This is a genomic window from Streptomyces sp. NPDC058758, assembly GCF_042746075.1.
GTDB lineage: Bacteria > Actinomycetota > Actinomycetes > Streptomycetales > Streptomycetaceae > Streptomyces.
Genome location: NZ_JBHYPS010000065.1, coordinates 3646 through 28874, shown reverse-complemented (window position 1 = coordinate 28874; position 25229 = coordinate 3646). Strand labels below are relative to the sequence as shown.

General features: G+C 74.9%; 23 protein-coding genes and 1 pseudogene. 17 read left to right on the top strand and 7 right to left on the bottom strand.

The window, feature by feature from the left end:
• A pseudogene (locus ACFW6A_RS37550) lies at window positions 1-123 on the top strand (ABC transporter permease); the annotation flags it as partial.
• A gap of 158 nt (window positions 124-281) precedes the next feature.
• The gene (locus tag ACFW6A_RS37545) at window positions 282-464 is read left to right on the top strand and encodes a DUF1272 domain-containing protein (RefSeq protein WP_386646312.1); all 183 of its coding nucleotides are present in this window, start codon (window positions 282-284) and stop codon (window positions 462-464) included.
• 26 nt (window positions 465-490) lie between these two features.
• On the opposite strand, the gene ACFW6A_RS37540 is transcribed toward ACFW6A_RS37545, so the two are convergent.
• A complete protein-coding gene (locus tag ACFW6A_RS37540) occupies window positions 491-1063 on the bottom strand; it encodes a dihydrofolate reductase family protein (RefSeq protein ID WP_351855182.1) in 573 nt (190 codons plus the stop codon).
• Between the two features lie 185 nt (window positions 1064-1248).
• On the opposite strand from ACFW6A_RS37540, the gene ACFW6A_RS37535 reads away from it, so the two are divergent.
• From ACFW6A_RS37535 to ACFW6A_RS37495, 9 genes are all read left to right on the top strand, one after another.
• Window positions 1249-2043, top strand: a complete 795-nt coding sequence (locus tag ACFW6A_RS37535; RefSeq protein ID WP_351855179.1) for a TIGR03084 family metal-binding protein — start codon at window positions 1249-1251, stop codon at window positions 2041-2043.
• Window positions 2040-3731 carry an acyclic terpene utilization AtuA family protein gene (locus tag ACFW6A_RS37530; RefSeq protein ID WP_386646309.1) on the top strand — a complete coding sequence of 564 codons (1692 nt, stop codon included), beginning with the start codon at window positions 2040-2042 and terminating at the stop codon, window positions 3729-3731. Before ACFW6A_RS37535 ends, ACFW6A_RS37530 begins: the two co-directional genes overlap by 4 nt.
• 66 nt (window positions 3732-3797) lie before the next feature.
• Window positions 3798-5402 carry a carboxyl transferase domain-containing protein gene (locus tag ACFW6A_RS37525; RefSeq protein WP_351855174.1) on the top strand — a complete coding sequence of 535 codons (1605 nt, stop codon included), beginning with the start codon at window positions 3798-3800 and terminating at the stop codon, window positions 5400-5402.
• 7 nt (window positions 5403-5409) lie between these two features.
• A complete protein-coding gene (locus ACFW6A_RS37520) occupies window positions 5410-7305 on the top strand; it encodes an acetyl/propionyl/methylcrotonyl-CoA carboxylase subunit alpha (protein ID WP_386477448.1) in 1896 nt (631 codons plus the stop codon).
• Window positions 7302-8435, top strand: coding sequence for an acyl-CoA dehydrogenase family protein (locus ACFW6A_RS37515; RefSeq protein ID WP_351855168.1), 1134 nt, complete (start codon window positions 7302-7304; stop codon window positions 8433-8435). Before ACFW6A_RS37520 ends, ACFW6A_RS37515 begins: the two co-directional genes overlap by 4 nt.
• A 174-nt stretch (window positions 8436-8609) precedes the next feature.
• A complete protein-coding gene (locus ACFW6A_RS37510; RefSeq protein WP_351855165.1) occupies window positions 8610-9260 on the top strand; it encodes an excalibur calcium-binding domain-containing protein in 651 nt (216 codons plus the stop codon).
• A gap of 140 nt (window positions 9261-9400) precedes the next feature.
• Complete coding sequence (locus tag ACFW6A_RS37505) at window positions 9401-10975, top strand: AMP-binding protein (RefSeq protein ID WP_386646304.1); 1575 nt, start codon at window positions 9401-9403, stop codon at window positions 10973-10975.
• Between the two features lie 102 nt (window positions 10976-11077).
• Entirely contained in the window at window positions 11078-11806 is a 729-nt protein-coding gene (locus ACFW6A_RS37500) for an enoyl-CoA hydratase family protein (protein WP_351855159.1), read from the top strand.
• Window positions 11794-12447 carry a TetR/AcrR family transcriptional regulator gene (locus ACFW6A_RS37495; protein ID WP_386646301.1) on the top strand — a complete coding sequence of 218 codons (654 nt, stop codon included), beginning with the start codon at window positions 11794-11796 and terminating at the stop codon, window positions 12445-12447. The genes ACFW6A_RS37500 and ACFW6A_RS37495 overlap by 13 nt, the downstream gene beginning before the upstream one ends.
• Here ACFW6A_RS37495 and ACFW6A_RS37490 read toward each other — a convergent pair.
• Window positions 12444-13406 (bottom strand): threonine/serine dehydratase, encoded by a 963-nt coding sequence (locus ACFW6A_RS37490; protein WP_386646315.1) that lies wholly within the window; start codon window positions 13404-13406, stop codon window positions 12444-12446. The two genes, ACFW6A_RS37495 and ACFW6A_RS37490, sit on opposite strands and share 4 nt — an antisense overlap.
• Before the next feature lie 85 nt (window positions 13407-13491).
• Window positions 13492-14529: a M4 family metallopeptidase gene (locus tag ACFW6A_RS37485; RefSeq protein ID WP_351855153.1), complete on the bottom strand. Its 1038-nt coding sequence runs from the start codon at window positions 14527-14529 to the stop codon at window positions 13492-13494.
• A gap of 361 nt (window positions 14530-14890) precedes the next feature.
• On the opposite strand from ACFW6A_RS37485, the gene ACFW6A_RS37480 reads away from it, so the two are divergent.
• Window positions 14891-15958: a 2-oxoglutarate and iron-dependent oxygenase domain-containing protein gene (locus ACFW6A_RS37480; protein WP_351855151.1), complete on the top strand. Its 1068-nt coding sequence runs from the start codon at window positions 14891-14893 to the stop codon at window positions 15956-15958.
• On the opposite strand, the gene ACFW6A_RS37475 is transcribed toward ACFW6A_RS37480, so the two are convergent.
• A complete protein-coding gene (locus ACFW6A_RS37475; protein WP_351855148.1) occupies window positions 15937-17037 on the bottom strand; it encodes a citrate synthase 2 in 1101 nt (366 codons plus the stop codon). The two genes, ACFW6A_RS37480 and ACFW6A_RS37475, sit on opposite strands and share 22 nt — an antisense overlap.
• Window positions 17038-17260: 223 nt before the next feature.
• Here ACFW6A_RS37475 and pdxH point away from each other — a divergent pair, with 223 nt between their 5' ends.
• Complete coding sequence (gene pdxH, locus ACFW6A_RS37470; protein WP_351855184.1) at window positions 17261-17887, top strand: pyridoxamine 5'-phosphate oxidase; 627 nt, start codon at window positions 17261-17263, stop codon at window positions 17885-17887.
• Window positions 17888-18204: 317 nt separating this feature from the next.
• On the opposite strand, the gene ACFW6A_RS37465 is transcribed toward pdxH, so the two are convergent.
• Both ACFW6A_RS37465 and ACFW6A_RS37460 read right to left on the bottom strand, forming a co-directional pair.
• Entirely contained in the window at window positions 18205-18951 is a 747-nt protein-coding gene (locus ACFW6A_RS37465; protein ID WP_351855146.1) for an ABC transporter permease, read from the bottom strand.
• Between the two features lies 1 nt (window position 18952).
• Window positions 18953-19891, bottom strand: a complete 939-nt coding sequence (locus ACFW6A_RS37460; RefSeq protein ID WP_386646298.1) for an ABC transporter ATP-binding protein — start codon at window positions 19889-19891, stop codon at window positions 18953-18955.
• 106 nt (window positions 19892-19997) lie between these two features.
• Here ACFW6A_RS37460 and ACFW6A_RS37455 point away from each other — a divergent pair, with 106 nt between their 5' ends.
• The 3 genes from ACFW6A_RS37455 to ACFW6A_RS37445 all read left to right on the top strand — a co-directional run bounded on the left by ACFW6A_RS37455 (window position 19998) and on the right by ACFW6A_RS37445 (window position 23399).
• Window positions 19998-21224, top strand: a complete 1227-nt coding sequence (locus ACFW6A_RS37455) for a histidine kinase (protein ID WP_351855141.1) — start codon at window positions 19998-20000, stop codon at window positions 21222-21224.
• Window positions 21225-21258: 34 nt separating this feature from the next.
• Window positions 21259-21921, top strand: a complete 663-nt coding sequence (locus ACFW6A_RS37450; RefSeq protein WP_351855139.1) for a response regulator transcription factor — start codon at window positions 21259-21261, stop codon at window positions 21919-21921.
• A gap of 140 nt (window positions 21922-22061) precedes the next feature.
• Entirely contained in the window at window positions 22062-23399 is a 1338-nt protein-coding gene (locus ACFW6A_RS37445) for a PAS domain-containing protein (protein WP_351855137.1), read from the top strand.
• A 72-nt stretch (window positions 23400-23471) separates the two neighbouring features.
• Here the strand turns inward: ACFW6A_RS37445 and ACFW6A_RS37440 are convergent, their stop codons facing one another.
• The gene (locus ACFW6A_RS37440) at window positions 23472-24227 is read right to left on the bottom strand and encodes an SIS domain-containing protein (protein ID WP_351855134.1); all 756 of its coding nucleotides are present in this window, start codon (window positions 24225-24227) and stop codon (window positions 23472-23474) included.
• A 184-nt stretch (window positions 24228-24411) separates the two neighbouring features.
• Between ACFW6A_RS37440 and ACFW6A_RS37435 the strand changes: the two genes are divergently transcribed.
• Window positions 24412-25101 carry a metal-dependent transcriptional regulator gene (locus tag ACFW6A_RS37435; RefSeq protein ID WP_190225609.1) on the top strand — a complete coding sequence of 230 codons (690 nt, stop codon included), beginning with the start codon at window positions 24412-24414 and terminating at the stop codon, window positions 25099-25101.
• Window positions 25102-25229: the final 128 nt, after the last annotated feature.

Genomic DNA, 25229 nt, shown 5'->3' with positions numbered 1-25229 from the left:
CGCGGACTGCTCCTCGGCACCGAGATCGGCCACCACGGCTGGATCGCCCTCGCCTGGTGCGCCGGCCTCACCGTCCTCGGCTACGTCTGGTCGAACAAGACCTTCGGCAAGGACCCCAGGTGACGGCTTCCGTGACCGCCCCCGCCCCGCCGGCCCCGCCGGCGGGGCGGGGGCGGTCGCCCGTGCGCCTCCGGCCGGGCCCGCCCGCGCGGCCCGATCCTGTCGTTCTCTGGCCGACCGCCCCGTTTCGGCCGCCGTCCCCGCCCGCCGATCATGACGCCATGGCTCTTGAGATGCGCGACCGCTGCGAACGCTGCGAGACGACGGCCCTGCCCGCCGACGGACCCGCCCGGATCTGCTCCTACGAGTGCACCTTCTGCGTGCCCTGCGCGGAGGAGATGGCCGGCGTCTGTCCCAACTGTGGAGGCGAACTGCTCGCCCGCCCGCGCCGCGCCGCCGTCTGACGGCGGCGCGGCGCGGGCGCGGCGGGTCAGCGGACGACGTCGAGGACCTGCTTCTGGACGCCGTTCGCGTAGGTCTCGTGCTCGACGATCCTCAGCTTCCGGGCGTCCTTGTCCGTCGTGCTGAAGAGGCGCTTGCCCGCGCCGAGGAGCAGCGGGAAGACCAGCAGGTGGTAGCGGTCGATCAGATCCGCGTCGGAGAGGGCGCGGTTCAGGGACGCGCTGCCGTGCACGATGATCGGGCCGCCCTCGGTCTCCTTGAGGGCGGCGACCTCGTCGAGGGTGCGCAGGATCGTGGTCGGACCCCAGTCGGAGACCAGGTCGTCCTCGGTGAGCGTGGTGGAGACGACGTACTTCGGCATCTCCTTGTAGTCGGCGAAGTCCGCCATGCCGGGCCAGACGGGGCTGAACGCCTGGTAGCTGGTGCGGCCGAGGAGCATCGCGGTCGCCTCCCGCTGCTCGCGTCCCTTGAGCTCGTAGGCCTCGGGCAGGAACTCGACGTCCTTGAAGGTCCAGCCGGCGTTCCGGTAGCCCTCCTCGCCGCCGGGGGCCTCGACGACACCGTCGAGGGAGACGAAGGCGGAGGTGATGAGAGTGCGCATGTCGGTCCCTGTTTCCTCTGGAGAGCTGGGGTGCTGGAGGGGGTCGCTTTCATGATCTGGGACCGGGGCTCCGGCGGAAAGTCATCGGTCCCGTCGGCACTTTTTTCAAGCAAGCGTGCTTGATTGTTTCTGTGATCGCTGCCATGCTCCGACCCTCAGGCCCGTCCTCCCGAGGGGAGCGCACCGTGTCCGACCCCGCAGACGTCCTCTCCGACCTGCGTGCCGAAGGCGAGGAACTCGACGCCGTCGTCGGCGAGTCGAGCGAGGAGCAGTGGCGGCGGGCTACGCCCGCCGCGGGCTGGAGCGTCGCCCACCAGATCGCGCACCTCGCCTGGACCGACCGGGCCGCGCTACTCGCCCTCACCGACGCGGACGCGTTCGCCGCGGAGGTGGAGAAGGCGCTGGCCGCGCCCGACCGGTTCGTGGACGAGGGGGCGGAAGAGGGGGCGGCGCTGCCGCCCGGCGAACTGCTGGCCCGCTGGCGGGAGGGGCGGGAGCGGCTGGACGCGGCCCTGCGCCGGGTGCCGCCGGGCGAGCGGTTCCCCTGGTACGGGCCGCCGATGAGCGCCCCGGCGATGGCGACCGCCCGGCTGATGGAGACCTGGGCGCACGGGCAGGACGTGGCCGACGCCCTCGGCGTCGTCCGGCGGCCGACCGCCCGGCTGCGGCACGTGGCCTGGATCGGGCACCGGGCCCGGGACTACGCCTACCTGGTGCGGGGCGAACGGCCGCCGGGCGAACCGGTGCGGGTGGAACTCGTCTCGCCGGACGGGGAGTTGTGGGCGTACGGGCCCGAGGACGCCGCCCAGCGGGTCACCGGGACCGCGCTCGACTTCTGCCTGCTCGTCACCCAGCGCGCGCACCGGGACGACACCGCGCTGCGGGCCGAGGGGGCGGACGCGGAGCACTGGCTCGGCATCGCCCAGGCCTTCGCCGGACCGGCCGGCCCGGGGCGCGCGCCGAAGGAGGGGGCGCGGTGACGCCGCTGCGGATCGGCAACGCCTCCGGCTTCTACGGCGACCGGTTCTCCGCCGTCCGCGAGATGCTGACGGGCGGTCGCCTCGACGTCCTCACCGGGGACTACCTCGCCGAGCTGACCATGCTGATCCTCGGGCGGGACCTCCTCAAGGACCCCTCCGGCGGATACGCGAAGACCTTCTTGCGGCAGATGGAGGAGGGGCTGGGGCTCGCCCACGAGCGCGGCACCCGGATCGTCGCCAACGCCGGCGGGCTCAACCCGGCGGGGCTCGCCGACGCCCTGCGGGCCCTGGCCGCGAAGCTCGGCCTGCCCACCCGGGTCGCGCACGTGGAGGGCGACGCGCTGCCGCCCGAGCCCGGCGTCCTGACGGCCAACGCCTACCTCGGCGGCGCCGGCATCGCCGCCTGCCTGGCCGCCGGCGCCGACGTCGTCGTCACCGGCCGGGTGACCGACGCGGCGCTCGTCACCGGGCCCGCGCAATGGCACTTCGGCTGGGGCCCGGAGGAGTACGACCGGCTGGCCGGGGCCGTCGTCGCCGGGCACGTCCTGGAGTGCGGCACCCAGGCCACCGGCGGCAACTACGCCTTCTTCAGGGAGTACGCCGCACGCGACCCGAAGGCCCTGCTGCGGCCCGGCTTCCCGCTCGCCGAGCTGTACCCGGACGGGTCGGCCGTCGTCACCAAGCACCCCGGCACCGGCGGCTTCGTCGACGTCGGCACCGTCACCGCCCAGCTGCTGTACGAGACGGGCGGCGCGCGGTACGCGGGGCCCGACGCGACCGCCCGGCTCGACACCGTGCGGCTCACCCAGGACGGGCCGGACCGGGTGCGGATCGACGGGGTGCGGGGCGAGGCGCCGCCGCCCACCCTGAAGGCGGGCCGCTGCCGGCTCGGCGGCCACCGCAACGAGGTCGTCTTCGTCCTCACCGGCCTCGACGTCGATGCCAAGGCGGCGCTCGTCCGGGAGCAGGTCGGCGCCGCGCTCGCCGCCGCGCCGCCCGCCGAGGTCCGCTGGGAGCTGGCCCGCACCGACCGGGAGGACGCCGCCACCGAGGAGACCGCGAGCGCCCTGCTCCGGCTGGTCGTGCGCGACCAGGACCCGGAGAAGGTGGGCCGGACCCTGACGGGGGCGGCGATCGAGCTGGCCCTCGCCAGTTACCCCGGCTTCCACGTCACCGCCCCGCCGGGCAGGGGCGCCCCCTACGGGGTCTTCGAGACCGCGTACGTGCCCGCCGACGCCGTCCCGCACACGGCGGTGCTGCCCGACGGGACCCGCCTCGCGGTCCCCGTGCCGCCGGCGACCCGCGTCCTGGAACCCGTACCCGAACCGGAGCTTCCGCCGCCGCCGCCCGCCGGACCGGTCCGGCGCGTCCCCCTCGGGCGGATCGCGGGCGCCCGCAGCGGCGACAAGGGCGGGGACGCGAACGTGGGGGTGTGGGTGCGGACGGACGCGGAGTGGCGGTGGCTCGCGCACGCCCTGACCGTCGACCTCTTCCGCGAACTCCTCCCGGAGACAAGGGAGTCGGACGTCACCCGGCACGTGCTTCCCAACCTGCGGGCGCTGAACTTCACGGTCGCCGGGATCCTCGGCGAGGGCGTCGCCTCCCAGGCCCGCTTCGACCCCCAGGCCAAGGCCCTCGGCGAATGGCTCCGCTCCCGGCACGTCGACGTGCCCGAGGAGCTGCTGTGACCCTCCGCCCCGACCTCCCCGAGAAGCTGCTGTGACCGCCCGCCCCGACCTCCCGGAGGAACTGCCGTGACCGTCCTCGCCTCCGCCCTCGACACCGGCGGACCCGACTACGAGGCCCACCGGGCCGCCATGCTGGAGAAGCTCGCCGCCCTCGACGCCGAGCACGCCAAGGCCCTCGCGGGCGGCGGCGAGAAGTACACCGCCCGGCACCGCGGGCGCGGCAAGCTGCTGGCCCGGGAGCGGATCGAACTGCTCGTCGACCCGGACTCGCCGTTCCTGGAGCTGTCACCGCTCGCCGCCTGGGGCAGCGCGTACCCCGTCGGGGCGTCCCTGGTCACCGGCATCGGGGTGGTCGAGGGCGTCGAGTGCCTGATCACCGCCAACGACCCGACCGTGCGCGGCGGCGCCTCCAACCCGTGGACGCTGAAGAAGGCGCTGCGGGCCAACGAGATCGCGTACGCCAACCGGCTCCCGGTGATCTCGCTGGTCGAGTCCGGCGGCGCCGACCTGCCCTCCCAGAAGGAGATCTTCATCCCGGGCGGGGCGCTCTTCCGCGACCTCACCCGGCTCTCCGCCGCCGGCATCCCGACGGTCGCGGTCGTCTTCGGCAACTCGACGGCCGGCGGGGCGTACGTCCCCGGCATGTCCGACCACACGGTGATGATCGAGGAGCGGTCGAAGGTCTTCCTGGGCGGGCCGCCGCTGGTGAAGATGGCGACCGGCGAGGAGAGCGACGACGAGTCCCTGGGCGGGGCGGCCATGCACGCCCGGGTCTCCGGGCTCGCCGACCACTACGCGGTGGACGAGGCGGACGCGATCCGCCAGGCCCGCCGGATCGTGGCGCGCCTCAACCACCGCAAGGCGCACCCGGATCCGGACCCGGTGGCCGTCGAGCCGCCGAAGTACGACGCCGAGGAGCTCCTCGGGATCGTGCCCGGCGACCTCAAGACGCCGTTCGACCCGCGCGAGGTGATCGCCCGGCTCGTGGACGGCTCCGACTTCGACGAGTTCAAGCCGCTGTACGGGTCCTCGCTGGCGACGGGCTGGGCGCGGCTGCACGGCTATCCGGTCGGCATCCTCGCCAACGCGCGGGGGGTGCTGTTCTCCGCCGAGTCGCAGAAGGCCGCGCAGTTCATCCAGCTGGCGAACCAGCGGGACATCCCGCTGCTCTTCCTCCACAACACCACCGGCTACATGGTCGGCAAGGAGTACGAGCAGGGCGGCATCATCAAGCACGGCGCGATGATGATCAACGCGGTGTCGAACTCGAAGGTCCCGCACCTGTCCGTCCTCATGGGCGCGAGCTACGGCGCCGGCCACTACGGCATGTGCGGGCGGGCCTACGACCCCCGGTTCCTCTTCGCCTGGCCCAGCGCCAAGTCCGCCGTCATGGGGCCGCAGCAGCTCGCGGGCGTGCTGTCGATCGTGGCGCGGGCGTCGGCGGCGGCGAAGGGGCAGCCGTACGACGACGAGGCGGACGCCGGCCTGCGGGCGATGGTCGAGGCGCAGATCGAGTCCGAGTCGCTGCCGGCGTTCCTCTCCGGCCTGCTCTACGACGACGGGGTCATCGACCCCCGCGACACCCGCACGGTCCTCGGGCTGTGCCTGTCCGCGATCCACACGGCACCGGTCGAGGGCGCGCGCGGCGGCTTCGGCGTCTTCCGAATGTGAGGCCCTGATGATTTCGACCGTACTGGTCGCGAACCGTGGCGAGATCGCCTGCCGCGTCTTCCGCACCTGCCGCGAGCTGGGCGTCTCCACCGTCGCCGTGTACTCCGACGCCGACGCGGACGCCCTGCACGTGCGGGAGGCGGACGCGGCGGTGCGGCTGCCGGGGGCGGCGCCCTCGGAGACGTACCTGCGCGGGGACCTGGTCGTCGCCGCCGCGCTCGCGGCGGGCGCGGACGCCGTGCACCCCGGCTACGGCTTCCTCTCCGAGAACGCGGACTTCGCGCGGGCGGTGACCGGGGCCGGGCTGCGGTGGATCGGTCCGCCGCCGGAGGCCATCGAGGCGATGGCGTCGAAGACCCGGGCGAAGGAGCTGATGGGCGTCGCGCCGCTCACCGGCGTCACGGAGGCCGATCTGCCCGTCCTGGTGAAGGCGGCGGCGGGCGGCGGCGGGCGCGGCATGCGGATCGTCCGCGAACTCGGTGAGCTGGAAGCGGCGTTGAAGGCGGCGTCCGCCGAGGCGGAGAGCGCCTTCGGGGACGGCGAGGTGTTCGTCGAGCCGTACGTGGAGGACGGGCGGCACGTGGAGGTGCAGGTCCTCGCCGACGCGCACGGCACGGTGTGGGCGCTCGGCACCCGCGACTGCTCGCTCCAGCGCCGGCACCAGAAGGTGATCGAGGAGGCCCCGGCGCCCGGGCTGCCGGGCGCGCTCGTCGAGGAGCTGTACGCGGCCTCGGTGGCGGCGGCGAAGGCCGTCGGCTACGTCGGGGCGGGCACGGTCGAGTTCCTGGTCGCCGGCGGGCGGGCGCACTTCCTGGAGATGAACACCCGGCTCCAGGTCGAGCACCCGGTGACCGAGGAGGTCCACGGCGTGGACCTCGTCGCCCTCCAGCTCGCGGTCGCCGAGGGCGCCCCGCTGCCCGCGCTCCGGCCGGAGCGGGACGGCCACGCCGTCGAGGCCCGGCTCTACGCCGAGGACCCGGCCGCCGGCTGGGCCCCGCAGACCGGGGTGCTGCACCGCCTGGAGTTCCCCGAGGTGCCGGGCGTCCGCGTCGACACCGGCTACGCCTCCGGGGACACCGTGCCGGTGCACTACGACGCCATGCTCGCCAAGGTGGTCGCGCACGCGCCGACCCGCGCCGGGGCCGTCCGCAAGCTCGCCCGGGTCCTGGAGCGGGCCGTGATCCACGGGCCGGCCACCAACCGGGACCTCCTCGTCGCCTCGCTGCGGCACGAGGACTTCCAGGACGCGCGGCGGCTCGACACCGGCTTCTACGGGCGGCACCTCGACGCCCTCGCCCGCAGGCCGGACGGCGAGGAGCACGCGGCCGTCGCCGCCGCCCTCGCGGAGGCGTCCCGCAACTCCGGCCGCTTCGGCGGCGGTTGGCGGAACGTCCGCTCGCAGGACGAGACCAGGACCTACGGGGGGCACGAGGTCCGCTACCGGCCGAGGCGGGACGGCGGCTTCGAGGTCCTCGCCCCCGAGGGGGTGCGGGCCGTGGCCGTCGCGCCCGACCGCGTACGGCTCGAAGCGGGCGGAGTCGTACGGGACTACGAGGTCGCCTCGTACGGGCCCGGTACCGGCTCCGGCGTCGTCCACGTCGGACCCCACCGCCTCGCCGTCCGCCCCCGCTTCACCGACCCGCGCGAGCAGACCCTTCCCGGCTCCCTGCTCGCGCCCATGCCCGGCACCGTCGTCCGGCTCGCGGACGGCCTCGCCGTGGGCGACCGGGTCGAGGCCGGGCAGCCCCTGCTCTGGCTGGAGGCGATGAAGATGGAGCACCGCGTCACCGCTCCCGCCTCCGGCACGCTCACCGCGCTCCACGCCGCCCCCGGCCGCCAGGTCGAGGTCGGTGCCCTGCTCGCCGTCGTACAGACCGATGCACAGGAGGACCAGACCGTATGAGCACCGACATCGAGCCCCGGGAGCACACCGAGCTCCGCGCCGCCGTCTCCGCGCTCGGCCGCCGCCACGGGCCCGGCTTCGACCGGGCCGCCCTGTGGGCGGAGGCGGGCAAGCTCGGCTACCTGGGCGTGAACCTGCCGGAGGAGTACGGCGGCGGGGGCGGCGGCATGGCCGAGCTGTCCATCGTCCTGGAGGAGGCGGGCGCCGCCGGGGCCCCGCTCCTGATGATGGTGGTCTCGCCCGCGATCTGCGGCACGGTCATCTCCCGCTTCGGCACCCAGGAGCAGAAGGCGGCCTGGCTGCCGGGGCTGGCCGACGGGTCGCGGACGATGGCCTTCGGCATCACCGAGCCCGACGCCGGGTCCAACTCCCACCGCATCACCACCACCGCCACCCGCACCGAGGACGGCTGGGTCCTCAACGGCCGGAAGGTCTTCGTCTCCGGCGTCGACATCGCCGACGCGACCCTGATCGTCGGCCGCACCTCGGACGCCCGCACCGGCAACCTCAAGGCGTGCCTCTTCATCGTCCCGCGCGACACCCCGGGCTTCGGGCGCCGTCACATCGAGATGGAACTCGACGCGGACGAGAAGCAGTTCGAGCTGACCCTCGACGACGTCCGGCTCCCGGCCGACGCCCTCGTCGGCGACGAGGACGCGGGCCTGCTCCAGCTCTTCGCGGGCCTCAACCCGGAGCGGATCATGACGGCCGCCTTCGCGATCGGCATGGGCCGCTTCGCCCTCGACCGCGCGGTCGGCTACGCCAAGGAGCGGCAGGTGTGGAAGGCGCCCATCGGCGCCCACCAGGCCATCGCCCACCCGCTCGCCCAGGCCCACATCGAGCTCGAACTGGCCCGCCTGATGATGCGGAAGGCGGCGGCGCTGTACGACGCGGGCGACGACCTCGGGGCGGGCGAGGCCGCCAACATGGCGAAGTACGCGGCGGCGGAGGCGTGCGTCAAGGCGGTCGACACCGCCGTCCACACCCTCGGCGGCAACGGCCTCACCAAGGAGTTCGGCCTCGCCCGGCTGATCACGGCCTCCCGGGTGGCCAGGATCGCGCCGGTCAGCCGGGAGATGATCCTGAACTTCGTGGCGACCCACACGCTGGGGCTGCCCAAGTCGTACTGAGGGGGAGGGGCCGGGGCGGGACGGGCGCCGGCCGCCCCGTCCCGGCCGCCCGCCTCCCGTGTCCGGCCCCGACTTCCGGATACGCGCTCCCGGTTGTGAAGGTCCTGTGTACGATCCACGGCCACGGCACCCCGCTCGGTGCCGTCGTCCCCTTCCACGCCCTTGGAGCCGCGCGTGCACCCGCAGTCGAACCCCTACCAGTCCGCCCCGGCGTGGCAGCCCCCGCGCCGCTGGTGGCAGCACCCGGCCCTGATCATCGCGCTGCTCGTCCTCCTGCCGCCGGTGGGCATCGTCCTGGCCTGGCTGGGGCAGTGGACGAACCGCACCAAGACCGTGGCGACGGTCCTGTCCGCGCTCTGGTTCGTGCTCGTCCTGGTGAGCGAGCCGGAGAAGGAGCCGGGGAAGGGCGACGACCCCAAGCCGGCGGTGACGGCGAGCGCGACGGCGACCCCGACGCCGGAGCCCACCACCGAGTCGCCCGCGCCGGAGCCCACGACCGAGAGCCCCGCCCCGGAGCCGACCACCGAGGCCCCCACCCCGACCCCGACGCCCACCCCGACGCCCACCCCCGAGCCGACGACCGAGGCACCGGAGCCGGCCACGCAGGCGCCGAAGCCGACGACCCGGGCGCCGAAGCCCGTCCAGACGACGCGGCCGCCGGAGACCGCCGAGCCGGAGCCCGAGCCGACCGAGGACGCCGGTTCGAGCGTGTACTACGCCAACTGCGACGCCGTCCGCGCCGCCGGCGCCGCACCCATCCGCGCGGGCGACCCCGGCTACAGCCGCAAGCTCGACCGCGACGGCGACGGCGTCGCCTGCGAGTGAGAGGTCCCGGAGCGGCACGCACCCCGGATAAACCAAGCACGCACGCTTGATTGTTTTCCGGGGTGCTGTCAGGGTCTCCCCAAGCAGCGCCCGCAGCAGCGATCCTGGCGACCACCTTCCACCTCCCCAGGGGGCCACGCATGGTGTTCCACAGCGCGTACGAGCCGGTTTCCGCCCTGTCCCTCCCCATCCACGAGGCCGTCCTCGGCGGCGCCGCCGCGTTCGGGGACGCGCCCGCTCTGATCGACGGGACCGGGGAGCTGACGCTGTCGTACGCGCAGGTGGACGCCTTCCACCGGCGGGTGGCGGCGGGCCTCGCGGAGGCGGGGGTGCGCAAGGGCGACGTGCTCGCGCTGCACAGCCCCAACACGGTGCTGTTCCCGGTCGCGTTCTACGCCGCCACCCGCGCCGGCGCCGCCGTCACCACCGTCCACCCGCTCGCCACCCCCGAGGAGTTCGCCAAGCAGCTGCGGGACTCGGCGGCGCGCTGGATCGTCACCGTCTCGCCGCTGCTGCCGGCCGCCCGGGCCGCCGCCGAACTCGCGGGCGGGATCGAGGAGATCCTCGTCTGCGACGCGGCGCCCGAGGGGTCCGGGGTGCGCTCCCTCCAGGAGTTCCTCGGCTCCTCGGCCCCCGAGCCCGTCCTCGACTTCGATCCCGCCGAGGACGTCGCCGCCCTCCCGTACTCCTCCGGCACGACCGGCGTCCCCAAGGGCGTGATGCTCACCCACGCCTCCATCGCCACCAACCTGGCGCAGCTGGACCCCTTCATCCCGATGGGGCCGGGGGACCGGATCCTCGCCGTGCTGCCCTTCTTCCACATCTACGGCCTCACCGCCCTCATGAACGCGCCGCTGCGCAAGGGCGCCACCGTCGTCGTGCTGCCCCGCTTCGAGCTGGACTCCTTCCTCGGCGCGATCCAGGAGCACCGCGTCAACGGCCTGTACGTGGCCCCGCCGATCGTCCTCGCGCTCGCGAAGCACCCGGCGGTCGCCGCGTACGACCTGTCCTCGCTGGAGTACGTCGTCAGCGCCGCCGCACCGCTCGACGCGGCGCTCGCCGCGGCGTGTTCGGAGCGGCTCGGGCTGCCGCCGGTGCGGCAGGCGTACGGCATGACCGAGCTGTCCCCGGGCACGCACGTCACCCCGCTCTCCGCCGCGAACCCGCCGCCCGGCACCGTCGGCAGGCTGCTGCCCTCCACCGAGATGCGGATCCTCTCCCTCGACGACCCGTCGAAGGACGCGTCCCCGGGGGAGGAGGGCGAGATCGCCATCCGCGGACCGCAGGTGATGAAGGGGTACCTGGGGCGGCCGGACGCCACCGCCGCGATGATCGACGCCGACGGGTGGGTGCACACCGGCGACGTCGGACGGGTCGACGAGGACGGCTGGCTGTACGTCGTCGACCGGGTGAAGGAGCTGATCAAGTACAAGGGCTTCCAGGTCGCCCCGGCCGAGCTGGAGGCGCTGCTCCTCACCCACGAGGGCGTCGCCGACGCCGCCGTCATCGGCGTGACGGACGCGGAGGGCACGGAGATACCGAAGGCGTACGTGGTGCGCCAGCCGTCCGCGCCCGGCCTCACCGCCGAGGAGGTCATGGCCCACGTGGCCGCCCTGGTCTCCCCGTACAAGAAGGTCCGCGCCGTCGAGTTCATCGAGGCGGTGCCCCGGGCCGCCTCCGGGAAGATCCTGCGCCGGGAACTGCGCGGAAGCTGAAATCCGGGAACCGGCGTCCGGGATCCGGGAACCGGCAGCCGGGTACCGGATCCGGGAACCGGCAGCCCGGACCCCAGAGCAGAGAGAGTCGAGGGACCGTACATGAGCCTGATCGCCGTCACCGAGGAGCGGGGGATCGCCACCCTCGCCCTGGACTCCCCGGCCACCCGCAACGCCCTCTCGGCCGCGCTCGTCACCGAGCTCGCCGAGGCGCTGGCCGCGGCCGGGAAGGACCCGGACGTGCGGGCGGTGGTGCTCACCCACACCGGATCGACGTTCAGCGCGGGCGCGGACCTCAAGGCGCCGCCGAGCCCGTACGCCTTCGTCGACCTGCTCCGGCAGGTCGTGGAGCTGCCGAAGCCGGTCGTCGGGCACGTGGCGGCGGGCGGGCGGGCCCGCGCGGGCGGCCTCGGGCTGCTGGGCGCGTGCGACATCGTGGTGGCGGGGGAGGGGGCGGACTTCGCGCTCACGGAGGTGCGGATCGGGGTGGCGCCCGCGGTGATCTCGCTGACCCTGCTGCCGAGGCTGGAGCCGCGCGCGGCGGCCCGCCACTACCTCACGGGCGAGCGGTTCGGCGTGCCGCAGGCGCGGGCGATGGGCCTCGTCACGGCCGGCGAGGAGGAGCTGGACGCCGTCCTGGACGGGCTGCGGGCGGGCTCGCCGCAGGGGTTGCGCGAGTCGAAGCGGCTGGTCACCGCTAGAGTCCTGGAGACCTTCGAGCGCGACGCGGAGGAGCTGGTGCGGCGTTCGGCCACACTCTTCGCCTCCGCCGAGGCGCGCGAGGGCATGACGGCCTTCCTCGAACGACGGGATCCCGAATGGCGGCTCTGACCGCGCACCGGCAGGACGGACCTCCGGGGCCCGAGCGCGCCCCGAAGCAGGACCGGAGCCGGGTGACCCGGCAGCGGCTCCTGGAGGCCGCCGTGGCCTGTCTGGCCGAGCACGGCTGGGCGGGGTCCACGGTCGCCGTGGTCGCCGAGCGGGCCGGGGTGTCGCGGGGCGCCGCCCAGCACCACTTCCCGACCCGCGAGGACCTGTTCACGGCGGCGGTCGAGTACGTCGCGGAGGAGCGGTCGCAGGCGCTGCGGGCGCTGCCGACCGACGACCGGGCGCAGACGGTCGCCGCGCTCGTCGGCCTCTTCACCGGCCCGCTCTTCCGGGCCGCCCTCCAGCTGTGGGTGGCGGCCGCGAACGAGGAGCAGCTCCGCGACCGGGTCGCCGAGCTGGAGGCCCGGGTCGGCCGCGAGTCGCACCGGATCGCCGTCGAACTGCTCGGCGCCGACGAGTCGCGCCCCGGCGTGCGCGAGACCGTCCAGGGCCTCCTGGACATGGCCCGCGGCCTCGGCCTGGCGACCCTCCTGTCGGACGACACGACCCGCCGCGACCGCGTGGTCGCCCAGTGGGCCCGCCTGATCGACGAGGCCCTGACGGACGGGTCCCGTACGGACGGGGCCCCGGCGGACGGGTCCTAGGCCCGCAGGCCGAAGCGGTCGGCCCAGGTCATGACGTCGGTGACGGTGGTGTTGCCGCCGCAGACGACGAGGCCGAGCCGGGCGTCCGGGCCGACCCGGTCGAGGACCCGGCGGGCGGCCGGCAGCAGGCAGCCGGCGGCGGGCTCGGCCCAGACCTTGGCGTGTTCGGCCAGGTCGAGGGTGCCCTGGACGGCCTCCGCGTCGGTGACGGTGAGCACGTCCTCGACCAGGGCGGCGACGTGCGCGTGGGTGAGGGCCGAGACGGTGGGGGCGCTCAGCGTGGACACGACCGAGGAGAGCGCGACCGGCACCGGGCCGCCGGCGGCCAGGGCGGCCGTCATGGCGTGGGCGCCCTCGGTCTCGACGCCCCAGATCCGGACGCCGGGGCGGCGGGCGCGCAGGGCGGTGGCGACGCCGGCGATCAGGCCGCCGCCGCCGATGCTGACGAGGACGTCGGTCAGCTCGCCCGCGTCCTCGGCGAGCTCCAGGCCGACGGTGCCCTGGGCGGCGACGACGAGCGGGTCGTCGAAGGGGTGGACGGCGGTGAGCCCGCCGTCCCGCAGCTCCTCCATGAGGGCGAAGGCGCCGGACATGGTGTCGGCGAGGAGGACCTCCGCGCCCGCGGCCTTCGCGGTCTCCACCGCGCGGGCCGGGGCGGACCGGGGCATGACGACGGTCGCCCGCACCCCGAGGGCCCCGGCCATGACGGCGAGCCCGATGCCGTGGTTGCCGCCGCTGACGGCGACGACCCCGGCGGCCCGCTCGGCGCCGTCCAGGGACAGCAGCTTGGCGACCGCCCCGCGGGCCTTGAACGAGCCGGTGCGCTGGAGGAGTTCCAGCTTGACGGTGACGTCGGCGCCGAGGAGGGCGGTCAGTCCGGGGCTGGGCAGGGTGGGGGTGCGGACGACGTGTCCGGTGAGGCTTGCGGCTGCGGCTTCGACGTCCGCGACGGTGATCAGCACGCCGTCCACTGTGCCGCACGCCTCCCCGGCAGGAACAGGGCCCGGGGGACGGGACCGGAGGGACGGGACCGGAGGGGCCGGATCAGACGCCGGGGATCTCGCGGGCCCGGAAGGCGTCCCGTACGGCCGTCTCCGCGCCGGCGCCGTACATCCGGCGGGCGGTCTCGACGGTCGTGCGGGCGGCGGCCTCGAAGGAGGTGCCGGGGGCGAAGCCGAACTGGGCGTTGACGATGATCCGGTCGGCGGTGCGGGCGCCGAGGGCCTTGCGGATGTCGAAGAGGGCGCGGGACCAGATCTCGCCGTCGGCGTGGACCTCGCCCTCGCGGTCGGCGTAGGTCTTGGTGCCGTCGAGGCGGCGCAGGCAGTGCGGGGCGGCGCTGTAGCCGGTGGCGTCCCAGTCGGCGACGCACGCCTCCTCGGTCTTCATCGGCCAGCCGTACTTGGCGACGGCGTGGTTGCCGACGGCGACGGCGAGGTAGTCGCCGAAGGCCTCGCCGATCGCGCCGGCCTCGGGGGAGGTGCCGAAGCCGGGGACCTGGGCGTGGTGCACGGCGTGGCCGTACTCGTGGAGGATCACCTCGGCGTCCTCGGCGTCGTCCACGCCGCCCTTGCCGAAGCGGATCTCGGCCTTCTTGTCGGTGAAGAAGGAGTTGTCGGCGCCCCACTGGTTGAGCCGGACGGGCTGGACGCGGTCGTTGGCGCCGGGCAGTTCGGTGCCGAAGCCGAGGCTCTGGAGGTACTCCTGGCCCTCGTTGACCCAGAAGTACGCCATGACCTGCTCGAACTCGTCGTCGGAGCGGTCGTACGAGGCGGCCTGTGCGAGCTTCGCGGGGTTGCCGGTCTCGGAGCGGACGGTGACCCACCTGCCGGAGAGGCCGCCGCTCGCGTCGAGGTTGCGGAGGGTGGCGAGGGCGTAGGCGGAGGCGGGCACGTCGCCGGCCGCGTCCTTGTGGTCGGCGAGGGCCTGGTCGCCGGTGGCCTGGACGGGGTTGACCATGAAGACCCGGGCCTGGGGCGCGGTGGCGGCGGTGGCTCCGGGGGACGGGAGGAGCGCTCCGGCGGCGGCCAGGGTGAGGGCTGCGGCGGCCAGGAGGCGGCGGGGGGTGCGGCGGGCGGTCATGGACATCCTCCTGCGCGGGGGCGCGGCGACGAGATGATTGGCATGCGCGTGACATGCGAGGCGGCGATCTTCGCGTACCGGACGCCCCGGCGGCCAGACCCCCGGCCCCGCGATCCGCTGTGACGCGGGCCACAGGCGAACCGGGGCGCCCGCAGTACGCTGGTCGCATGCCTCTGCTCGTTCGCCGCCGTCACGTGGACTTCGTCCGCGTCACGAGCATGAGCTGTCGCCGCGCCGCCTGACCCGGGGGCACCACCACCCGCCCCGCAGGGTCCCTCCACCGACCCCTGTCGACCGGCACCCGCGGCCCCCGCCCCACCCCGGCGGCCGCCCCGGGACCCGTACACCCGCGGACGCACCCATGAGCCTCAGCGCACCCTCCACCGCCCCCTCCCCCTCGTACGCCTCGCAGCTCCCGATCGTCGACCTGTCCGCCGCCGACCGCGGCCCCGACGCCCGCCGGCTGCTCCACGCCCAGCTGCACTCGGCCGCCCACGACGTCGGCTTCTTCCAGCTCGTCGGGCACGGGGTGAGCGAGGCCGAGACCCGGGCCCTCACCGACGCGATGCGCGCCTTCTTCGCCCTGCCCGAGGCGGACCGGCTCGCCCTCGACAACCTCAACTCCCCGCACTTCCGCGGCTACACCCGGGTCGGCGACGAGCGCACCCGGGGAGCCCGCGACTGGCGCGACCAGCTCGACATCGGCGCCGAGCTGCCCGCCCGCGCCCCCGCGCCCTGGGAGCCCCCGTACTGGTGGCTCGAAGGCCCCAACCAGTGGCCCGCGGCGCTGCCGGAGCTGAGGACGGCGGCCCTGCACTGGATCGACCGGCTGAGCGGGGTCGCGGAGCGCCTGCTCCACGAGCTGCTGGCCTCCATCGGCGCGCCCGCGGACTTCTACGACGACATCTTCGGCCCCCGCGCCCACCCGCAGCTCAAGCTGGTCCGCTACCCCGGCAGCAGCGGCGAGGGCGACGACCAGGGCGTGGGCGCCCACAAGGACTACGGCTTCCTCACCCTGCTCCTCCAGGACCAGGTGGGCGGCCTCCAGGTGCAGCGCGAGGACGGGAACTTCCACGACGTGCCGCCGCTGCCCGGGGCCTTCGTCGTCAACCTCGGCGAACTCCTCGAAGTCGCGACGAACGGCTATCTCATCGCCACCAACCACCGGGTGGTCTCCCCGCCCGGCGCGACGGAGCGCTTCTCCGTCCCGTTCTTCTACAACCCGCGGCTCGACGCCCGGATCGCCCCGCTGGACTTCCCGTACGCCTCCGCGGCCCCCGGCGTCACGACCGACCCGGCGAACCCGCTGTTCGCCGAGTACGGAAGGAACGCCCTGAAGGGGAAGCTCCGCGCCCACCCGTCGGTGGCGGCCCGCCACCACGCGGAGCTCCTGCTGCACCCGGAGGGTCAGCCGGCGATGTCGGCGTAGCCCTCGATCTCGCGCGGGTCCCGGCGGCCGGGGCCCGTGTAGCGGGCCGAGGGGCGCACCAGGCGGCCGGTGCGCTTCTGCTCCAGGATGTGCGCCGACCAGCCGGCGGTGCGGGCGCAGCTGAACATCGACGTGAACATGTGCGCCGGGACCTCCGCGAAGTCCAGGACGATGGCGGCCCAGAACTCGACGTTCGTCGCGAGGATCCGGTCCGGGCGGCGGTTGTGCAGCTCCTCCAGTGCGGCCTTCTCCAGGGCGGCGGCGACCTCGTAGCGCGGGGCGTCCAGCTCCTTCGCGGTGCGGCGCAGCACCCGGGCGCGCGGGTCCTCGGCGCGGTAGACGCGGTGGCCGAAGCCCATCAGGCGCTCGCCCTTGTCGAGGGCCTGCTTCACGTAGGCGGTGGCGTCGCCGGTCCGCTCGATCTCCTCGATCATGCCGAGGACGCGGGAGGGCGCGCCGCCGTGCAGCGGGCCGGACATGGCGCCGACGGCGCCGGAGAGGGCGGCGGCCACGTCGGCGCCGGTGGAGGCGATGACGCGGGCGGTGAAGGTGGAGGCGTTCATGCCGTGCTCGGCGGCCGAGGTCCAGTAGGCGTCGACGGCCTTGACGTGCTTCGGGTCCGGCTCGCCGCGCCAGCGGATCATGAACCGCTCGACGACGGACTCGGCCTTGTCGATCTCGCTCTGCGGCACCATCGGCAGCCCCTGGCCGCGCGCCGACTGGGCGACGTAGGACAGGGCCATGACGGCGGCGCGGGCGAGGTCGTCGCGGGCCTGCTCGGCGGAGATGTCGAGGAGCGGTTTGAGGCCCCAGACCGGCGCGAGCATGGCGAGGGCGGACTGCACGTCGACGCGGATGTCGCCGGAGTGGACGGGGATCGGGAAGGGTTCGGCGGCCGGCAGGCCGGGGTTGAAGGCGCCGTCGACGAGCAGACCCCACACGTTGCCGAAGGAGACGTGGCCGACGAGGTCCTCGATGTCGACCCCGCGGTAGCGCAGCGCGCCGCCTTCCTTGTCGGGTTCGGCGATCTCGGTCTCGAACGCGACGACTCCTTCGAGGCCCGGTACGAAGTCGGACATCAGGCGGCTCCTTCTATCGATGATCGATCAACCGTCGGCGGTGGCTGGAGGGACTGAACAGTCATCCAGCCGTTGAGTCTGTACGGTTCCGATGATGCGGGGAAGCGTGACATCCGGCACACTCCGCCGAACCGGCGACGAAGGATTGGCGCCCCGCCGTGGCGGGCAGACTGGGGCGCTGCGGCAGGATGGCCCCGTGACCGACGCCCTGGACCCCGCCGCCATGCGCGAGCAGTACCGCACCAAGGAACTGACCGCGGCCGACCTCGCCCCCGATCCGATCGGGCAGTTCGCCTCCTGGTTCAAGGAGACCGCCGCGAGCCCGGCGATCCACGAGCCCAACGCGATGGTCGTCTCCACCGCCACGCCCGACGGACGCCCCTCCGTCCGGACGGTCCTGCTCAAGCACTACGACGACGCGGGCTTCGTCTTCTTCACCAACTACGGCTCCCGCAAGGGCGCCGAGCTGGCGGCCAACCCGCACGTCGCCCTGCTCTTCCCCTGGCACCCGCTGGCCCGCCAGGTCATCGTCACCGGCCGGGCCGCCCGCACCGGGCGCGACGAGACCGCGGCCTACTTCCGCACCCGCCCGCACGGCTCCCAGCTGGGCGCCTGGGCCAGCGAGCAGTCGTCGGTGATCGCCTCGCGCGAGGAGCTGCTGGCCCGCTACGAGGAGCTGGCCGCCCGCTACCCCGACTCCGCGCAGGTGCCGGTGCCGCCGGAGTGGGGCGGCTTCCGGGTCGTCCCGGAGACCGTCGAGTTCTGGCAGGGCCACGAGAACCGTCTCCACGACCGGCTGCGGTACGTCCGCGAGGGCGCGTCCTGGCGGGTGGAGCGCCTGGCGCCCTGACCGGGCCTGGGTCCTCGCGGGGGCCGGCGCCCCGGCCGGGCCGGGCCCGGAGACGCGGACGACCCGTGGGCCTCTGGTCCCGTCCGCCTAGGTTCGGACGGGAGCCGGCCGGACTTACCGGCGGCCCACGGGTCGGGTGACTGCTTGGGTTTCGGCAGCTGGCCTGCCGAGGTGCACATCGTGCGACGGCAGGCCTTAGCCCGCAGTCACCTCACGAGTCCGAAAAGAAACCATTTTTTCGGATCACCTCCTTTCGCGTGTACCCCCACCCTACGAAGCCCCCGGCGCCCCCGACAAGCGAATTAATCGCGTCCTTCTCAGGCGTCCCGCCGCCGCAGCGACCACCACCCGGCGAGCAGTGCCGCCCCGGTCCACAGCGCGGTCACCCCGAGTCCCGTCCAGGCGCCGAGCGGCCCCAGGGGCTCCTGGAAGAGGATCTGCCGGCCGGCCCGGTCCGGGAGCCAGGTCGCGGCGCCCTCGGAGACCCCGCCGATGACGAAGGACACGATGAGGACGAACGGGATCAGGATGCTCAGCACCGCCACCGCGCTGCGCAGCAGGAAGGTCAGCCCCATCGAGAACAGCGTGATCAGCGCGAGGTAGAGCCCGGCGCCGAAGCAGGACCGCAGGGCGCCCTCCTCGCCGATCCCGACGGCGTACCCGCCGAGGAAGGCGTTGGCGGTGAAGAACATGGCGAACCCGGCCGCCACGCCCGCGACGAGCGCGGCCGCCCCCACGACCGCCGTCTTCGCCCCGTAGAGCAGGGTCCGGCGCGGCACGGCCGCCAGGGAGTTCCGCAGCGCCCCGTTCAGGAACTCGGACGAGGCGGCGGTGGCGCCGAAGGAGATCGCGGCGATCTGCACGAAGTTCACCGGGTAGTAGAGCCAGAAGAGGCGGTCGATCTCGCCGGTCGCCGCCTCCGGCTGTCCGATGGCGGGGAAGACCGCCAGGGAGACCGCGAGCGCGGCGCCGAGGACGGTGAGCAGCGAGCCGAAGCTCGACCGGACCGACCGGACCTTGATCCACTCGGAGCGGAGCACGGCGGCGGGGGAGAGCGCGGACACGTCAGACCTCCTGGGGGGTGCGGGCGGCGAACTCGGCGGCGTCCGCCGTGAGGGCCAGGTACGCCTGCTCCAGCGAGGCGCGCTCGTCGGCCAGCTCGAAGACGGGGATGCCCTCGCGGGCGGTGACCGCGCCGACCTCCTCGGCCGAGGCGCCCTCCACCAGCCACCGGCCGTCCGGGTCGGCGGTGTCCCCGACCGTCCACCCCTTCGCGAGGAGCGCGGCCCGCAGCCGCACCGGGTCGCCGGTCCGCACCCGCACGCGGGCGTGGCTGTGGGCGTCGAGGAACTCCCGCACCGGCACGTCCGCCAGCAGCCGGCCCCGGCCCAGGACCACCAGGTGGTCGGCGAAGGTCGCGGTCTCGTTCATGAGGTGGCTGGAGACCAGGACCGTGCGGCCCTCGGCGGCGAGCCGGCGCAGCAGCCCGCGGATCCAGACGATGCCCTCCGGGTCCAGGCCGTTGGCCGGCTCGTCCAGCATCAGCACCCCCGGGTCGCCCAGCAGCGCGGCGGCGATGCCGAGCCGCTGCCGCATGCCCAGCGAGTAGCCCCGGATCCGGCGGCGGGCGGCGGGCTCCAGGCCCGTCTCCGCCAGCACCTCGTCGACCCGGCGGGCCGGCAGGCCGTTGCTCGCCGCGAGCAGGCGGAGGTGGTCGCGGCCGGTCCGGGACGGGTGCGCGGCCTGCGCGTCGAGGAGCGCCCCGACCGTGCGCAGCGGCTCGTCGAGCGTCACGTACGGCCGGCCGCCGACCGTCGCGGTGCCCGAGGTCGGCCGGTCGAGGCCGAGGACGAGCCGCATCGTGGTGGACTTCCCGGCCCCGTTCGGGCCCAGGAAGCCGGTGACGCGCCCCGGTTCGACGCGGAACGTCAGCCCGTCCACGGCCCGGGCCGCGGGCCGGCCGCCGTACTCCTTGGTGAGGTTCTGGAGGTCGATGCTGGTCATGGCCCCAGCCTGGCCGCCGGACGGCCGCGGGCCATCCCCCGCGGGAGGGGACCGCCTCCCCCGCGCGGGGGAGCCGCCGCCGGGCCGCCGCTGCGAGGATGACGGGATGCTCCTGCGCTCCCTGCGTCCCCTGGCCAGGGCGGTCACGTACACCCGGTGGCTGCACCTGCTGATCGGCGCGATCGTGCCGCTCGCCGCCGGACTGGTCTATCCCGGGCTGTCGTCCCCGACGCCCGTGGACTGGCTGATCGCGGCCGCGCTGCCGGTCCCGCTCGTGGCGGTGGTCGCCCTGGTCCCCTCGGCCCGCCGCGCCGAGGGCCTCCAGGCGCGCCTGATGCTCTTCCCCGGCAAGCACGCGCGCGTGCGCGACGGGAAGACCGCCGTCGACGCGGCCACCGGCATCTCGGCGACCCCGTCCGCCTCCTGGGCGGACCGGGGCAGGACGGTCCTGTGGATGCTCTTCCGGATGGAGGCGGGCCTCGGGGCCTGGCTCCTGACGCTCTGGCTGGTCCAGAGCGCGCTGGTGCTGGCCGACACCTCGGTGGAGGAGCCCGTGGTGGGCTCCCTGACCCCGCCGGCGGGCCTGGGGGCGGCCTTCCTGGCCCCCCTCCCGCTCCTCGTCCTGCTCGCCGCGGTCGTCGCGGGCGGCCGGCTGGACCGGCGGGTGGCCCGCCGGCTCCTCGGCCCGTCCGTGAAGGAGCGCATGACGGCCCTGGAGGAGCGGACGGAGCGCCTCCTCGAACGGAACCGGATCGCCCGCGAGCTGCACGACTCCCTGGGGCACGCCCTCACCCTCGCCGTCGTCCAGGCGGGCGCCGCGCGGGCGGCCGGCGACCCCGCCTTCACCGACCGTGCGCTCGCGACCATCGAGGAGACCGGCCGGGCGGCCCTGGAGGACCTGGAGCGGGTCCTGCTCCTGCTCCGCGAGACGGGCCGCCGCCCGTCCGGCGCGAGCCCCGGCCTCGACGAGGCGGCCCGCCTCCTCGACTCCGCCCGCTCCTCCGGCGCGCGGGTGGACGCCGAGATCACCGGCACCCTGGAGGACCTGCCGGGACCCGTCTCCCGGGAGGCGTACCGGATGCTCCAGGAGGCCCTGACGAACGCGCTGCGGCACGCGGGCCCGGTCCCCGTCGGCGTCCGCGTCACGGCGGGGACCGGCCGCCTGCGCCTCCTCGTCACCAACCCGCTCCCCGAAGGCCGGCCACCCGTCGCGCCCGGCTCGGGCAGCGGCCTGCGCGGCATCCGCGAGCGGGCCGCGCTGCTCGGCGGCAGGGCCGAGTCGGGCGTGAAGGGCGGGACCTGGCGGGTGGACGTGACGCTGCCCCTGCGCTGAGCCCTCCCCCCGCGCCGACCCCTACGCTGACCGGATGCCGATCAAGATCCTTCTCGTGGACGACGAACCCCTCGTCCGGGCCGGCCTGCGCGCCGTCCTGGAGGCCCAGCCGGACATCGAGGTGGTCGGCGAGGCCGCGGACGGCGCGGCCGTCGTCCCCCTCGTCCGCGGCCTCCGCCCCGACGTGGTGGCGATGGACGTCCGGATGCCCCTCATGGACGGCATCGAGGCGACGTCGGCGGTCCTGCGCACGGTCGACTCCCCGCCCAAGATCCTCGTGGTCACCACCTTCGAGAACGACGAGTACGTCTACGGCGCCCTGCGCGCCGGCGCCGACGGCTTCCTCCTCAAGCGGGCCCGCCCGGCCGAGATCGTCCACGCCGTCCGCCTCGTCGCGGAGGGCGACTCGCTCCTCTTCCCGGCGGCGGTGCGCGAGCTGGCCGCGTCCTACGGCGCCGAGCGCGGCGACACCGCGGCCCGCGAGGCCCTGGCCCGCGCCGGCCTCACCGAACGCGAGGAGGACGTGCTGCGCCTGATGGCCCGCGGCCTGTCCAACGCCGAGATCGCGGCCCGTCTCTTCGTCGGCACGGAGACCGTGAAGTCCCACGTCAGCGCGATCCTCGCGAAACTGGGCGCCCGGGACCGCACCCAGGCCGTGATCGCCGCCTACGAATCCGGCTTCGTCTCGCCCGCCTAGGTTCCGGCGGAACGGATTTCCGTGGAACCGGTTCCGGCGGAACGGATTCCGGCCGAATCCGTTTCGCCGAACCCGGTGTGTTCTGGGTCACGTTCCAGTTGAATGGCCTGCATCAGGGGGGTTACCGGGGGGAGTACCAGGTGAGTGCCTTCACGGGGTCCGCGCGGGACACCGCTTCCGCGCCGGGAGAGGGCGGCGATCTGCTGGCCGCCCTGCTCGACGGCATGGACGCGGCGCTGTGCGCGCTGGACGCGGGCGGGACGGTGACGCACTGGAACCGCGAGGCCGAGCGGATCCTCGGCTGGCCGGCGGCGGAGGCCGTCGGCCGGCGCGGGTTCGACGGCTGGGCGGCGCGCAGCGCCGACGCGGAGGAGACGCTCGCCCGCCTCATGGGGGCGATGCGGACGCCGGGCCGGCAGGTCCACGAGCTGGCGCTGCTCCGCAAGGACGGCGGCCGGGTGCTGGTGCGCAGCCAGTCGGCGGGGGTGCGGGACGCCGACGGGCGGCCCGCGGGCGTGTACTGCGCCTTCAGCGAGGTGCACGTGCAGATCGACCTGGAGCGGTCGATCGCGCTCAGCGAGGCGCTGTTCGACGACGCCCCCTGGGGGGTCGTCCTGATCGACGCGGACCTGCGCCCCGCGGTCGTCAACGGCTACGCGGCCAAGGCGATCGGCACCGGCCGGACGACCCTGCTGGGCCGCCCCCTGGGCGACGTCGTGGCGGGGGGCGTGGAGGAGCTGGAAGGTGCGCTCCAGCACGTGCTGGCGGAGGGCGGCCCGCCGGCCCCGGCGGACCTGTGGGTGACGCTCGCGGCGGCCTCGGGGGCGGGGGAGCGGCGGCGGTGCTGGCGGAGCGGTTTCGTGCGGCTGGCCTCGCCGATGACGGAGGAGCCGGTGCCGCTGGGCGTGGCCTGGCTGTTCCAGGACGTGACGGCGGAGCGGCTCGCGGCGCGCGAGGCGGACCGGACCCGCTTCCGCTGGAGCCAGCTGCACCGGGCGGGCGTGGCGGCGGCCGAGTACGCGGACCCGGCGGAGGCGGTCGCCGTGCTCCTGGACTTCGCGCTGGCGGGCTTCGCCGACCACGGGCTCGTGGACCGGGTGGCGGGCGACCGGCGGCTGGCCCGCGCGGTGGCGTCCCCGGCGGGCGCCCCGGACGCGGACGGCCTCGGCGGCGGCTTCGACGGCGGTTTCCCGCAGCGGTACGGCCCCGAGCACCCGGCCCTCCAGGCGTGGGACCGGGCGGGCTCGGTGCGGGTGGACGCGGGCCGCGACGCGGCCTCCTGGGCGGCGGACCGGCACTGGCCCGCGGACACCGCCCACGCCCTGTGCACGGCCCTGCGCTCCCGGGGTCGTACCGTCGGCGTCCTCACCTTCCTGCGCACCGCCGTCCGGGGCGGCTTCGACCGCCAGGACGCGCTCTACGCGGAGACGGTCGCGGCCCGGGTGGCGGCGGCCCTGGACGCGCCGCCGCTCGGCTGAGCGGCGGCGCCGGGGCCGTACGCGCGCGTGCCGCGGGGCCCGTGCGGACGGCCCCGCCGCCCGGGCGCGCGCTCAGTGCTTGTAGAAGATCCGGTCCGCGTACTCGCTCATCACGCGGCCGTTCCACTCGTGACCGCCGTCGACGTTCCCGGAGCGCAGCAGCGGCGGCTCGACGCCGCGCCGGACCAGCTCCTCGGCGGCGGCGGCCATGGTGGCCTGCATCAGGGCGCTGGTGACGACGGTGGAGGCGGGGGCGAACGGCGCCTCGATGCCCTCGTGGGTCAGCTCCGCGTCGCCGACCGCGATCCTGGAGTCGAGGACGATGTCGCAGTGGTCCTTCAGGTACGTCCCCGAGACGTGCCGCGACTTCGTCTCGGTGCCGTACGCCACCGACGTGACGCCGATGACGGTGAGGCCGAGGGCGCGGGCGTTCATGGCCATCTCGACCGGCAGGGCGTTGCGGCCGGAGAGGGAGATGATGAAGAGCACGTCGCCGGCGGCGGCGGGGGAGGAGTCGAGGACGGCTCCGGCGAGCCCGTCGACGCGCTCCAGGGCGGAGCCGAGCGTCGCCGGCATGACGTCGACGCCGACGACGCCGGGGACGACGAGCAGGTTCATCAGGGCGAGGCCGCCGGCGCGGTAGACGACGTCCTGGGCGGGCAGCGAGGAGTGCCCGGCGCCGAAGGCGAAGAGCCGGTTGCCGTTCGCGACGGCCTCGGCGACCGCGGCCCCCGCGGCGGCGATCTCGGCGGAGTCCGCGTCGCGCACCTCCTGAAGCAGACCGATCGCGGCGTCGAAGAACTGTCCGGCCAGCTTGCTCTCGCCCATGTGAGGAGGCTCCTTCTCGTCGAGGTCGCCGATCACGGTGCGGTCTGGACCATTGCTCTGTCAATACCGCCTCCGCCGTCCCGGTGTCCCCACTTCTCCCGGTCCGGGGGCGGGGCCGCCCGCTTGTCGGTCCGATGCGCAAGAATTGGCGCAGGGCCAGCGCACGACTCATCGAGGGGCACGAATGTCCGGACTGATCGACACCACGGAGATGTATCTCCGCACCATCCTGGAGCTGGAAGAGGAAGGTGTGGTCCCGATGCGCGCCCGGATCGCCGAGCGGCTCGACCAGAGCGGCCCGACGGTGAGCCAGACGGTCGCCCGCATGGAGCGGGACGGCCTGGTCGCCGTGGCGAGCGACCGCCACCTGGAGCTGACCGAGGAGGGCCGCCGTCTCGCGACGCGCGTGATGCGCAAGCACCGCCTCGCCGAGTGTCTGCTCGTCGACGTGATCGGCCTGGAGTGGGAGCAGGTCCACGCCGAGGCGTGCCGCTGGGAGCACGTGATGAGCGAGGCCGTGGAGCGCCGCGTCCTGGAGCTGCTGCGCCACCCGACGGAGTCGCCGTACGGCAACCCGATCCCGGGCCTGGAGGAGCTGGGCGAGAAGGCCGAGGCCGAGTCCTTCCTCGACGACTCGATGGTGTCGCTGGCGGACCTGGACGCGAGCGAGGGCAAGACGGTGATCGTCCGCCGCATCGGCGAGCCGATCCAGACGGACGCCCAGCTCATGTACACGCTGCGGCGCGCGGGCGTGCAGCCCGGCTCGGTGGTCTCCGTGTCGGAGTCGGCCGGCGGGGTGCTCGTCGGCAGCAGCGGCGAGGCCGCGGAGCTGGACGCGGAGGTCGCGGCGCACGTCTTCGTCGCCAAGCGCTGACGGACGCGCGGCGCCCGGCGGGCGCCGGGACGGGAGGGGTGGGGGGGGGGGGGCGCGGGGGGACGGCCCCACCCCCCCCCCCCCCACCAGCCCGAGACGCGCGCCCCGCGCGGCGCGGGGGCGCCGGG

Excerpts from the sequence above, each read along its gene's own strand:
- ACFW6A_RS37545 (WP_386646312.1), top strand. The coding sequence starts at position 282 with ATGGCTCTTGAGATGCGCGACCGCTGCGAACGCTGCGAGACGACGGCC.
- ACFW6A_RS37475 (WP_351855148.1), bottom strand. The coding sequence starts at position 17,037 with ATGTCCGACTTCGTACCGGGCCTCGAAGGAGTCGTCGCGTTCGAGACC.
- ACFW6A_RS37435 (WP_190225609.1), top strand. The coding sequence starts at position 24,412 with ATGTCCGGACTGATCGACACCACGGAGATGTATCTCCGCACCATCCTG.
- pdxH (WP_351855184.1), top strand. The coding sequence starts at position 17,261 with ATGCGCGAGCAGTACCGCACCAAGGAACTGACCGCGGCCGACCTCGCC.
- ACFW6A_RS37485 (WP_351855153.1), bottom strand. The coding sequence starts at position 14,529 with ATGACCGCCCGCCGCACCCCCCGCCGCCTCCTGGCCGCCGCAGCCCTC.
- ACFW6A_RS37500 (WP_351855159.1), top strand. The coding sequence starts at position 11,078 with ATGAGCCTGATCGCCGTCACCGAGGAGCGGGGGATCGCCACCCTCGCC.
- ACFW6A_RS37505 (WP_386646304.1), top strand. The coding sequence starts at position 9,401 with ATGGTGTTCCACAGCGCGTACGAGCCGGTTTCCGCCCTGTCCCTCCCC.
- ACFW6A_RS37480 (WP_351855151.1), top strand. The coding sequence starts at position 14,891 with ATGAGCCTCAGCGCACCCTCCACCGCCCCCTCCCCCTCGTACGCCTCG.
- ACFW6A_RS37495 (WP_386646301.1), top strand. The coding sequence starts at position 11,794 with ATGGCGGCTCTGACCGCGCACCGGCAGGACGGACCTCCGGGGCCCGAG.
- ACFW6A_RS37440 (WP_351855134.1), bottom strand. The coding sequence starts at position 24,227 with ATGGGCGAGAGCAAGCTGGCCGGACAGTTCTTCGACGCCGCGATCGGT.
- ACFW6A_RS37455 (WP_351855141.1), top strand. The coding sequence starts at position 19,998 with ATGCTCCTGCGCTCCCTGCGTCCCCTGGCCAGGGCGGTCACGTACACC.
- ACFW6A_RS37520 (WP_386477448.1), top strand. The coding sequence starts at position 5,410 with ATGATTTCGACCGTACTGGTCGCGAACCGTGGCGAGATCGCCTGCCGC.
- ACFW6A_RS37515 (WP_351855168.1), top strand. The coding sequence starts at position 7,302 with ATGAGCACCGACATCGAGCCCCGGGAGCACACCGAGCTCCGCGCCGCC.
- ACFW6A_RS37450 (WP_351855139.1), top strand. The coding sequence starts at position 21,259 with ATGCCGATCAAGATCCTTCTCGTGGACGACGAACCCCTCGTCCGGGCC.
- ACFW6A_RS37460 (WP_386646298.1), bottom strand. The coding sequence starts at position 19,891 with ATGACCAGCATCGACCTCCAGAACCTCACCAAGGAGTACGGCGGCCGG.
- ACFW6A_RS37540 (WP_351855182.1), bottom strand. The coding sequence starts at position 1,063 with ATGCGCACTCTCATCACCTCCGCCTTCGTCTCCCTCGACGGTGTCGTC.